Origin of the sequence: Pseudarthrobacter siccitolerans (assembly GCF_001046895.1) — a bacterium.
GTDB lineage: Bacteria > Actinomycetota > Actinomycetes > Actinomycetales > Micrococcaceae > Arthrobacter > Arthrobacter siccitolerans.
Genome location: NZ_CAQI01000052.1, coordinates 1 through 11,245, shown reverse-complemented (window position 1 = coordinate 11,245; position 11,245 = coordinate 1). Strand labels below are relative to the sequence as shown.

The following is an 11,245-nucleotide window of genomic DNA, read 5'->3' as shown; positions in this document are numbered from 1 at the left end:
GGGCCATGGTTGCCGGGCGCGCCCGGCGGGGCGCCCGGCAACCGCTGGCCACTTCTTGCCTGATGCTCGTTAGGATGGGGCGGTGACCGAACCCAAAACGCAGGGCCCTGCCGCAACCACGGAGGCCGCGAAAAAGCACGCCCGGGCAGGCAAGGGCAACGCCACCATTTACGACATCGCCAAAGTAGCCGGCGTCAACCCGTCCACTGTTTCACGGGCCTTGAGCAAGCCGGGCCGCGTGAGCGCCAAGACCCAGAAGCTGATCGAGGACGCCGCAGCCGAGCTGAACTACCAGGTCAACCCGTTCGCCCGGGCGCTGCCCACGGGCAGGACCAACACGTTCGGCCTGATTGTCGCGGACATCACCAACCCCACCTTCTTTGACATCATCCGCGGCGCCGAGACCACGGGCACAGCCAGGGACTACACCTTGGTCCTGGCCGAATCCGCCGAGTCGGCAGCCACCGAGCTCACGGCAGCCCGCCGTATGATGAGCACCGCCGACGGCCTCATCCTTGCCAGCCCGCGCATGGACGACGACGACATCCGCGCGCTGTCCCGCGACAAACCGGTGGTGGTCATCAACCGCGAGGTGGAGGGCGTGCCGTGCGTGATCCCCGACGTCCGGAAGGGCATCGGGGAAGCTGTACGCAGCCTCGCTGCGAACGGACACAAAAAGCTCGCCTTTGTGGCCGGCCCCGCGCGCTCCTGGATGTCCGCCCGGCGCTGGGAAGGCGTGCAGGCCGCGTGTGAGTGGTCCCGGCTGGAACCGGTGCGGGTGGAGTCCAGCAAACCAACAGTCGACGGCGGCAGGCAAGTGGCGCGCGACGTGCTGGCCACCAAGGCAACCGCCGTGTTGACGTACAACGACCTTCTGGCGATCGGCCTGATGCAGGAGCTGCAGGCCGGCGGCATGGTGGTGCCGGACCAGATCAGCATCGTGGGCTTTGACGACATCTTCGGTGCGGACTTCACCACGCCGCCGCTGACCACCGTGCGCTCGCCGCTGGGGGAGTGCGGCTCGGGGGCAGCGGCCCTGCTGCTCGAACTGCTCCACGGCAACGGGGATCCGGGGGGCATCCTCCGGGTGGAGACCGAGCTGGTGCTGCGGGGTTCCAGCGGCCGGCTCCTGCCCAAGGGCTAGCCCCCGCCCGAACTTCCCTGCCTGCACTGCCTGCGGCGCGAACCGGCGGTGGAAACCCAAATGGCAAGTTTTGGCAACCGGTTGACAAGAGTGGCATGCAGCCCGGACCATTGACCTATGTCACAGTCGATTGCCGCCAACCCAGACAGGCTCCTGCCCGCTGATCCCGGAACCCGCCGCATAGCGCGCGAGCTCCTGCAGCGCGTCGAGGACCTTCCCATCATTTCCCCGCACGGGCACGTTGACGCCGCAGTCATCGAGCAGAACACCCCCTTCCCGGACCCGGCAGCGCTGCTGGTGAGCCCGGACCACTACGTCACCCGGCTGGTCCACGCCAGCGGCATCCCGCTGGAGCAGCTGCGCGAATCCAACACCTCCCGGCCCGACTCCCGCTCCGTGTGGCGCGAGTTCTGCAAAGCCTGGCCGTTGTTCGAGGGCACGGCTTCGGGATACTGGCTCCGCACCCAGTTCCACAGTGTCTTCGGGCTGCAGGGCGAGCTGAGCGAGGCAACGGCTGATGCCAGCTATGACGCGATCTCCGCGAAGCTGCAGGAGCCGGGCTTCCGGCCGCGGGAGCTGTTCAAGGATTTCAATATCGAGGTCCTGGCCACCACTGACGATCCGCTGGATTCCTTGGCGAGCCACCAAGCGATTGCCCAGGATCCAACCTTCCACGGCCGCGTCCTGCCCACCTTCCGCCCGGACGCGTACCTGAACATCGCCCACCCGTCGTGGTCGGAGAACGTGAATGAGCTCATCGCGGCAGCCGGCGACGGCGGCACGGGCTACGGTGCCTACCTGACCGCTTTGGAGAACCGGCGTCGTTATTTTGTGGAGCACGGCGCGGTGTCCGCCGACCATGGCGTCCGCACCCCGGCCACCCTGAAGCTCGACGCCGCGGACGCGGCCAGGCTGTTCGAGCGCGCCCGTTCCGGCAAGGCCACGGCGCAGGACCGGGACGACTTCGAGGCGCACATGATGTACCAGATGGCCCGCATGTCCGTGGAGGACGGCCTGGTGATGACCATCCATCCGGGCTCGTACCGCAACCATCACGAGCCCACCTTCAACAGCTTCGGCGCGGACACCGGGCACGACATCCCGTTCGCCATCAACTACACCGAGGCCATCCGCCCGGTCCTGCAGGACTTCGGCACCGCCAAGGACTTCCACCTGGTGCTCTTCACCCTCGACGAGACGGTGTTCTCCCGCGAACTCGCGCCGCTGGCCGGCTTCTACCCGTCCGTGTACCTGGGCGCGCCGTGGTGGTTCCTGGATGCCCCGGATGCAATGCTGCGGTTCCGTTCGGCGGTCACCGAGACGGCGGGTTTCTCCCGTTCTTCCGGCTTCATCGATGACACCCGCGCCTTCTGTTCCATCCCGGCCCGGCACGATGCCTCCCGCCGGATCGAGGCCTCGTTCCTGGCGCGCCTGGTGGCCGAGCACCGGGTCAGCGAGGATCGCGCCCACGAACTCATTGTGGACATCGTGGACGGGTCGCCGCGGCGGGTGTTCAAGCTGTGAGCACCGGACTGCACGCTGCTGCCGCGCCGGGTCCCGCCACGGACCTTCCGCAGCTGAACCGGACCCTGCGCCCGTTACCCAAGGCCCCGGTCCGGATAGTCCACCTGGGCCTGGGCGCCTTCCACCGCTCGCACCAGGCCTGGTACACCCAGCAGGCCGGGGACGCGGACCAGTGGGGGATTGCCGCGTTCACCGGCCGCCGCCCCGACGCCGCGGTGGCCCTGGCGGAACAGGACGGGCTGTACACGGTGGTGGAACGCGCAGACACCGGCGACTCCTTCACCGTGGTGGGAAGCATCGTGGAGGCCGTGGACGGCGCGGACCTGCAGCGGCTCACCGGGCTGGTGGCCGCGCCCGGCACGGCCGTGGTCACCCTCACCATCACGGAGGCCGCCTACGGCCTGGGTGCCGACGGCACGTTGGACGTCGCTGCGCCCGACGTCGCCACCGACCTTGCACTGTTGGGCTCCGGCAGTGGGCATCCGGCCACGCCGCTGGGGCGCCTGGCGCTGGCCCTTGCCGCCCGCCGGGACGCGGGCTCCGGGCCGATTGCCGTGGTCTGCTGCGACAACCTTTCCAACAATGGAGCAGTTGCGCGGCAGGCTGTTGCCGGGTTTGCCGGTGCCTGGGATTCCGGGCTCGCGGCCTGGATTGATGCCAGCGTCAGCTTCGTCAGCACTTCGGTGGACCGCATTACGCCGCGGACCACGGACCAGGATCTCGCTGACGTGCGGGACGCCTGCGGGTACCGCGACACTTCGCCGGTGGTGGCGGAGCCGTTCTCCAGCTGGGTGCTCAGCGGGGACTTCCCTGCCGGCCGGCCCCGTTGGGAAGACGCCGGCGCACTTTTTGTGGACGACATTGAGCCGTACGAAAACCGCAAGCTCTGGCTGCTCAACGGCGCACACTCGCTGCTCGCCTACGCCGGGCAGCTGCGCGGCCATTCCACGGTGGCCGAGGCTCTCGCGGACACGGAATGCCTGCGGGCGGTGGAGGCCTTCTGGGATGAAGCTGAGGCGAACCTGCCTGTTGATCTGGAGATCGCGTCCTACCGGGCCGCGCTGCTTGCACGGTTCAGCAATGCCAGGATCGCCCACAACTTGGCCCAGATCGCCCAGGACGGCAGCACCAAGCTGCGGATGCGCGCCGTACCGGTCCTCCAAGCGGAACGCGCCGCCGGCAGGACAGGAGCAGCCGCCGCACTCATGATCGCCGCGTGGATGGACTACAGCGTGGCCGCGACCTTCCAGGACCCCCTGGGGGAAGAAGTGGCTGCTGCCAACCGGCTGTCCGGCACTGATCGCACCAAGGGGCTGCTGGCCGTCGTCGACCCGCTCTTGGCCGAGGACACGGCCGTTGTGGACCTGGTGGAAAGCCTCTGCGGCACGATGGCCGGCAGCTTTCCTTCCCGCTAGACGCCGGTCCGCCAACCCGCTGACCTTGGGCTGTCCGTCACCTCGAAGGTGCCGGGCAGCCCTTTTTCTTGAAAATTCAATGATTATTTGGCAACCGCTTGCCATTTGTTTGCCACGTGATTAGGATTACAGGCAGAGCAAGCCCCGCCGGCAGCCCCGGCCCCTGACGCTTTATGTTTTGGCCGCCCCAGGCCGTCCCGGGTAAAGGAGCCCGCATCATGAAAAAGCTGAGCACAATGAGCATCGCCGGCTATGGCGCCGGTGACGCCGCCAACAACCTGGCCTTCACCACGGCAACCATGTTCCTGCTGGTCTACTACACCGACGTTGCCGGCATCTCCGCGGCGGCCGCAGGAACCCTGCTGCTGGCAGTCCGGATTTTCGACGCCTTCGCTGACGTCTTCGCCGGCCGGGTGGTGGACCGCACCTTCAGCAAGCGGTTCGGGAAGTTCCGCCCGTTCATTATGTTCGGCTCCATCCCGCTGCTCCTGCTGAGCGTGGCCACCTTCTCAGTCCCGCAGATCGGCGAATCCGGCACCCTGCTGTACGCCTATGTCACCTACGCAGCCCTTGGCCTGGCCTACAGCCTGGTGAACATTCCGTACGGCTCCCTCGCCGGAGCCATGACCCAGGACCCGGGCGAACGCGCCAAGCTGGGGTCCGCCCGCATGGTGGGTGCCGCGCTGGTGGGTTCATCACTGGGTATTTTTGTGGCCCCGTTGATCAAGCCGGGAGCCGACCTGCAGGCCACGTTCACCGGCATCACGCTGGCCTTTGTGGTGATCGGCGCCGCCCTCTACTTCTTCACGGTCTTCACCGCCAAGGAACGCGTCCACCGCGCCGTGCCCAACGTGACCCTCAAGCAAAGCCTGGACACCCTGAAGGGCAACAAGCCGCTGCTGATGCTGTGCCTGAGCTCTTTCCTATTCCTCTCCGGCTACCTGGCGCTCACCTCGGTCCAGCTGTACTACCTGCGCGATGTGCTGGGCCGGCTGGACCTGTACCCGGTCCTGTCCATGATCCAGCTGGTCCTGACCTTCGTCCTGGCGGCCATCATGCCCCGCCTGGTGCGCGCGGTCGGTAAAAAGAACGTCTACATCTACGCCTCGGTAGTTACGGTCATCGGCGGCATCATCGTCTTCCTGACACCCGCCAGCCAGACCTGGATCGGTTTCGGCGGCCTCCTGCTCAGCCTGGTGGGCGTTATGGCCGTCAACATCGTGGTGTGGGCACTCGAAGCGGACACCGTTGAATACGGCGAATGGAAGACCGGCGTCCGCACCGAAGGCATCACCTACGCCCTCTTCTCCTTCACCCGCAAGACCGGCCAGGCCGTGGGCGGCGCTCTGGCCGCGTATGCCCTCGCCCTGGGCGGCTACAAGTCCGGCGCCGCCCAAAGCGCCGATGCGGTCTTCGGAATCCAGGTTGCTGCCGGCGCCATTCCCGCAGTCCTTGCGCTGCTGGCCCTGCTGGTGATGTCCAAGTACAAGCTCACCGATGCCCTGCATGCCGAAATCCTCGCCGAGATCCGGGCCCGCCGCACCAGCAGCGACACCGACGCCGATCCAACCGGAAGTTCCAACGGCAGCGCAAGCCGTGCATCAGGCGAGCCTGCTGCCGCAACCAAGCCCGCGGCGCCGACCTTCAACTAAGCCCTCCGCCCCAACCTTCCGCCTCCAGCCCAGCCCCTGAAAGGACCTGCTGTGAAAATCATTGCTGCTGAAGTCTTTGTGACCAGTCCCTCCCGGAACTTCGTGACGCTCCGGATCACCACCGAGGATGGTGTGACCGGTATTGGTGACGCCACGTTGAACGGGCGGGAGCTTGCTGTTGCCGCGTACCTGAAGGAGCATGTGGCGCAGCTGCTGATCGGGAAGGACCCGCACCGGATCGAGGACACCTGGCAGTTTCTGTACCGCTCCTCGTACTGGCGCCGCGGGCCCGTGACCATGGCCGCGATCGCTGCGGTGGACATGGCGTTGTGGGACATCAAGGGCAAGATGGCCGGCATGCCGGTCTACCAGCTGCTGGGCGGGGCGTCCCGGAACGGGCTGCGCGCGTACGGGCACGCCTCGGGCGCGGACCTGCCCTCCCTGTTTGATTCGGTCCGGGAGCACCTGGAACTCGGGTACAAGTCCATCCGGATCCAGACCGCCGTGCCAGGGATCAAGGCCGTGTACGGGGTGGCCGCGCAGGCGCAGGCCTCGGGGGAGCGGTACGACTACGAACCCGCGGGCCGGGGCGCGTTCCCGGTGGAGGAGGACTGGGACACCCGCGCCTACCTCCGCCACCTGCCCACCGTGTTCGAGGCGGTCCGGAACGAGTTCGGCCCCGAGATCCCGCTGCTGCACGACGGGCACCACCGGATGACTCCGATCCAGGCCGCGAAGCTCGGCAAGGCCTTGGAGCCGTATGACCTGTTCTGGCTCGAGGACTGCACCCCGGCCGAGAACCAGGAAGGCCTGCGCCTGGTCCGCCAGCACACCACCACCCCGCTGGCCATCGGGGAAATCTTCAACACCGTGTACGACTACCAGACCCTCATCAAGGAACAGCTGATCGACTACGTCCGGGCCGCGTCCACCCACTTTGGCGGGATCAGCCCGTTGAAGAAGGTGATGGACTTCGCCGCGCAGTACCAGATCAAGTCCGGCTTCCACGGCCCCACGGACATTTCCCCGGTCGGGTTCGCCGCGCAGCTCCACGTGGGCCTGGCCATCCACAACTACGGCATCCAGGAATACATGCAGCATTCGGACAAGACCAACGAGGTCTTCGAACAGTCCATGACGTTTGTGGACGGCTACCTGCACCCCGGCGACAAGCCGGGCATCGGCGTCGAATTCAACGAAGAAGCCGCCGCGGCCTTCCCCTACCAGCAGGCCTACCTGCCCTACAACCGCCTCATCGACGGAACGGTCCACGACTGGTGAACACTGCCCAATCCACTACAGCCCATCCCAGGCTCCGCATCATCGTGATGGGCGTGTCCGGCTGCGGCAAGACCACCATCGGCGACCTCGTGGCACGCGAACTAGGCGTCCCGTTCCTGGACGGCGACTCCCTCCACCCGGTGGAGAACGTCGCCAAGATGGCCGCCGGCACGCCCTTGACGGACGAGGACCGCTGGCCCTGGCTCGCCACCGTGGGCACCGCGCTGGCCAACGCGGCCGACGGCGGCATGGTCCTGGCGTGTTCCGCGCTGCGCCGCAGCTACCGTGACGCCATCCGGGCGCAGGCGCCGGACACCATCTTCCTGCACCTGCACGGGAGCAAAGAGGTTTTGCGGGCACGCACCGAGGGGCGGACCGGGCACTTTATGCCGCCCGCCCTCCTGGAGTCCCAGCTCGCCACGCTGGAACCGCTGGGGGCTGACGAAGCCGGGGTCGTCGTCGACATCGCCGCCCCCGTGGAGCACGTGGTGCGGGAGGCACTCTCCGGGATCACCGCCGTCGGACGTCCCGCTGACGTTGCCGGCACTGCGGGTGACTCAGGCACCCGGCCGCGGCAGTTCGACGTCGACCTCCAGGCTGCGCCCTTTAATCTCGACGGAGACGCGGTCGCCTGGGTGGAATCCACCCTTGCCGGGATGAGCCTCGAGGAGAAAATCGGCCAGCTGTTTATCAACCACAACAACGACTACTCCCCGGAGTACCTCGACGGCGTGCTGGAGAACTTCCACGTGGGCGGCATGCGCTACCGGCCCGGGCCCTCGGCAGCCGTGCAGGAGCACATCCGCTATGCGCAGGCCAAGACCCGCATTCCGCTGCTGGTGGCGTCCAACCCGGAAATGGGGGGAGCCGGAAGCTGCGACGACGGAACGTTTGTGTCCACGCACCTGCAGGCCGGCTCGCATCCGGACAAGGGCATCGCCCGCCAGATGGGACAGGTGGCCGGTGTGGAAACCGCGGCGCTGGGCTGCAACTGGGCCTTTGCCCCGATCGTGGACATCCACTACAACTGGCGGAACACGGTCATCTCCACCCGGTCCTTCGGCAACACCCCGGAGATTGTGGTGGAGCGGGCCAAGGAGTACTTCGACGGCATCAGTGAGTCCCCCACGGTGTGCGCCATGAAGCACTTCCCCGGAGACGGCGTGGACGAGCGCGACCAGCATGTGGTCACTTCCTACAACACGTTCGGCTACGAGGAGTGGAACCGCACCTACGGGCACGTGTACCGGGAAATGATCGGCCACGGCGTGCAGTCCATCATGGTGGGGCACATCGGCGCGCCGGAACTGTCCCGGCACTTCCGGCCAGGCCTGGCCGCTGCGGAAATCCGTCCCGCCACGCTCGCGCCCGAGCTGCTGCAGGACCTGCTCCGCGGCGAACTCGGCTTCAACGGGCTGGTGCTGACCGACGCCTCGCTCATGGTGGGCCTCACGCAGGCCATGAAGCGCAAGGACCTGGTGCCGGCCACCATCGCCGCCGGCTGCGACATGTTCCTGTTCTTCCGCAACCCCGCGGAGGACTTCGGCTACATGCTGGACGGGTACAAGTCCGGTGTGATCACCGAACAGCGCCTGCACGATGCGCTGCGCAGGATCCTCGGGCTGAAGGCTTCCCTGGGGCTGCACCGCAAGCCCGCATCGGAGCTGGTGCCGGCGGCTGAGGCGCTTGCCGTGATCGGCAGCGAGGCGCACCGGGCCATTGCGGCGGACATCGCTGACAAGACCGTCACCCTGGTCAAGGACACCGCGAACAACCTGCCCATCACGCCCCAGACGCATCCGCGGATCCGCCTCTACGGCATTTCCGGCGGTGCGGACTTCACCCGGGCCGACCCGCTCGCCTACCTGGACACGGTCAAGGAAGAGCTCGAGGCCGCCGGCTTTGAAGTGCATGTCTTCAAGACGGCAGAGCAGCGGGAAGCGGCGGGGGAGACAGGGATGAACTTCATGCGGGTCCTGTCCGAGGAAGCCACCGGCGATTACTCGGACCGGTACGACGCAGCTTTTGTGTTTGCCAACGTTAAGGGCTTCGCCCAGGAGGCAGCCATCCGGATCAAGTGGTCCTCGCCGATGGCGGCGGAGATCCCGTGGTACGTCACCGAGGTTCCGACGGTGTTTGTGTCGCTGAACCAGCCCAACCACCTGATTGACGTCCCCATGGTGAAGACGGCCATCCATGCCCATGCAGGATCCCGGGAAGCCATCCGGGCCACCATCGACAAGATCCAGGGCAAGTCCGCGTTCCAGGGCACGTTCAACGACAACGTGTTCTGCGGATCCTTCGACACCCGGCTCTAGTCGGAACTCCTCGCACAACAGCAGCGGACGACGGCGGGACCTCCCGCCGTCGTCCGCTGCTGTTTGTCAGCCCCAGACTGCGTCGCCGCGGCCGCTGCGCGCGGGCGTCGCTCAGTACGCCTTGACGCGCTGTTCGACGATGAGGTGGATCAGGGCGAAGACACCGACCTGGTCAATGGCGGCAAACGCTGCATCAAGGGCGGCCGGAATGTCCTTGTCCTCGGTGACCGTGATTCCAAAACCGCCGAAGGCCCTGGCCATCAGAGCGAAGTCGGGGTTCTGCAATTGGGTACCCGACACGCGCTGTGGATAGTGCCGTTCCTGGTGCGTGCGGATGGTGCCGTATTCCTGGTTGTCCATCACCATCACCAGGGGAGTGGCGCCGTACTGGGCGGCGGTGGCAAGTTCCTGGCCGTTCATCAGGAACTCCCCGTCCCCTGCGATGGTGACCACCCGGCGCTCCGGGTTTGCCAGGGCAGCCGCGATGGCTGACGGCACGGAGTACCCCATGGAGCCGTTGCGGGCACTGATCATGGAGGCGTAGCGGCGGGTGGGGAAGTAGCGGTGGGCCCAGTTGGTGTGTTCCCCGGCGCCGAAGGTCACCATGGCGTCTTCGGGCAGCCTCGGCACGAGGTTCGCCATGAGGGTGTCCATCCTGGCCTGGCCCGCTGCCGGGGCCGCCGGGGGGAGCGCGGCGAAGTGCTCCTGCTCGCCCCGCATCCGCTCCGTCCACGCCTTCCACTCTTCCTTCACCGGCAGGTCAATGCCGGCCAGGTCCTGCACAAAGGCTTCCGGCTTGGAGAGGATCTGCCGCGACACCGGACCGGAGCGCCCGCGGAGCGACGGGTCCACGGTCACCAGGAAGTTCTTTTTGTTCCAGTCCTGGCGGCAGACGAACCCGTCCGTGATGACGTCTCCCGGCACCGTCCCCACAAACACCAGCAGGTCGGTTTCCTCCAGCAGGTCGTACGTGGGGCGGGGGCGGCCGTAGCCGATGGGGCCCACGTAGGACGGCGAATCGAAGGACACTGTTCCCTGCGTCCGCCACTCGGCGGCTGCCGGGATCTGGTGCCGCTCCAGCCAGCCGGTCAGCTGATCCGCTGCTTCCTGGGTCCAGTCATTGCCACCGGTGACAAACAACGGCTTGCGCGATTCCGCCAGTGCAGCGCGCAGGGCGGCGGCGTCCGTGCTGCTCATGCCGCCGGCGGCCACGGGAATGGCGGGATGTAGCGCGGGGTCGATCTGCTGGCGGATGATGTCCTCCGGCAGGCCCACCACCACCGGTCCCGGCCGGCCGCTCATGGCAGCGAACATCGCCTCCGCCACGATCTCGGACGCCCGTTCTGCATGGTCCAGGACCATCACGCGCTTGGCACCAGTATCGAACCAGGCTTTGATGTCGAACTCCTGGAAGGCCTCCCGGTCGCGGTGGGCGAACGGGATCAGGCCCACAAACAGCAGCAGGGGGGTGGAGTCCTGCCACGCGGTGTGCAGACCCACGTGCGCGTTGGCAGCGCCCGGCCCGCGCGTCACCATGGCCACTCCGGGGCGCTGGTTCATTTTGCCGTCGGCCTCGGCCATGTAGGCCGCGCCGCCTTCATGCCTGCAGACGATGGTTTCGATATCCGAGGCATGCAGGCCGTCCAGCACGTCCAAAAAGCTCTCGCCCGGCACCACGTACGTGCGTTCCACGCCGTGCGCCAGCAGGGCATCAACAATGACGTGCCCGGCGGACTTGGTTGCCGGTGGTGCATTCTCTTCCTGTGCGTTGTGCTGCCGGGAAGGCTCGACGGCGGCAGACCGGGTGGGTGATGCGGTCAGGGTTGCTGCGGGTTCGGTTGTCATGGTCTTTCTTTGTTGTTCGGGTTCTTGGATGGCTGGTGTTGGTTTCCGGATTACCTGAAGGTTTCG

The 11,245-nt window shown here is 66.8% G+C and carries 7 protein-coding genes; 6 read left to right on the top strand and 1 reads right to left on the bottom strand.

Going from position 1 to position 11,245, the window contains the following annotated elements; all coding sequences use genetic code 11:
* The first annotated feature begins 82 nt into the window (after positions 1–82).
* From ARTSIC4J27_RS17030 to ARTSIC4J27_RS17005, 6 genes are all read left to right on the top strand, one after another.
* Entirely contained in the window at positions 83–1,144 is a 1,062-nt protein-coding gene (locus tag ARTSIC4J27_RS17030; protein ID WP_050056395.1) for a LacI family DNA-binding transcriptional regulator, read from the top strand.
* A gap of 117 nt (positions 1,145–1,261) precedes the next feature.
* Positions 1,262–2,668 carry a glucuronate isomerase gene (gene uxaC, locus ARTSIC4J27_RS17025; protein WP_050056394.1) on the top strand — a complete coding sequence of 469 codons (1,407 nt, stop codon included), beginning with the start codon at positions 1,262–1,264 and terminating at the stop codon, positions 2,666–2,668.
* Complete coding sequence (locus ARTSIC4J27_RS17020; protein ID WP_050056393.1) at positions 2,665–4,083, top strand: mannitol dehydrogenase family protein; 1,419 nt, start codon at positions 2,665–2,667, stop codon at positions 4,081–4,083. Before uxaC ends, ARTSIC4J27_RS17020 begins: the two co-directional genes overlap by 4 nt.
* Before the next feature lie 218 nt (positions 4,084–4,301).
* Positions 4,302–5,735: a glucuronide transporter gene (uidB, locus tag ARTSIC4J27_RS17015; RefSeq protein ID WP_050056392.1), complete on the top strand. Its 1,434-nt coding sequence runs from the start codon at positions 4,302–4,304 to the stop codon at positions 5,733–5,735.
* Between the two features lie 51 nt (positions 5,736–5,786).
* Positions 5,787–7,016 carry a D-mannonate dehydratase ManD gene (gene manD, locus ARTSIC4J27_RS17010; protein WP_050056391.1) on the top strand — a complete coding sequence of 410 codons (1,230 nt, stop codon included), beginning with the start codon at positions 5,787–5,789 and terminating at the stop codon, positions 7,014–7,016.
* 47 nt (positions 7,017–7,063) lie between these two features.
* Positions 7,064–9,334: a gluconokinase, GntK/IdnK-type gene (locus tag ARTSIC4J27_RS17005; protein WP_050056396.1), complete on the top strand. Its 2,271-nt coding sequence runs from the start codon at positions 7,064–7,066 to the stop codon at positions 9,332–9,334.
* A 111-nt stretch (positions 9,335–9,445) separates the two neighbouring features.
* On the opposite strand, the gene ARTSIC4J27_RS17000 is transcribed toward ARTSIC4J27_RS17005, so the two are convergent.
* Positions 9,446–11,179: a thiamine pyrophosphate-dependent enzyme gene (locus tag ARTSIC4J27_RS17000; protein ID WP_050056390.1), complete on the bottom strand. Its 1,734-nt coding sequence runs from the start codon at positions 11,177–11,179 to the stop codon at positions 9,446–9,448.
* Between the last annotated feature and the right edge of the window lie 66 nt (positions 11,180–11,245).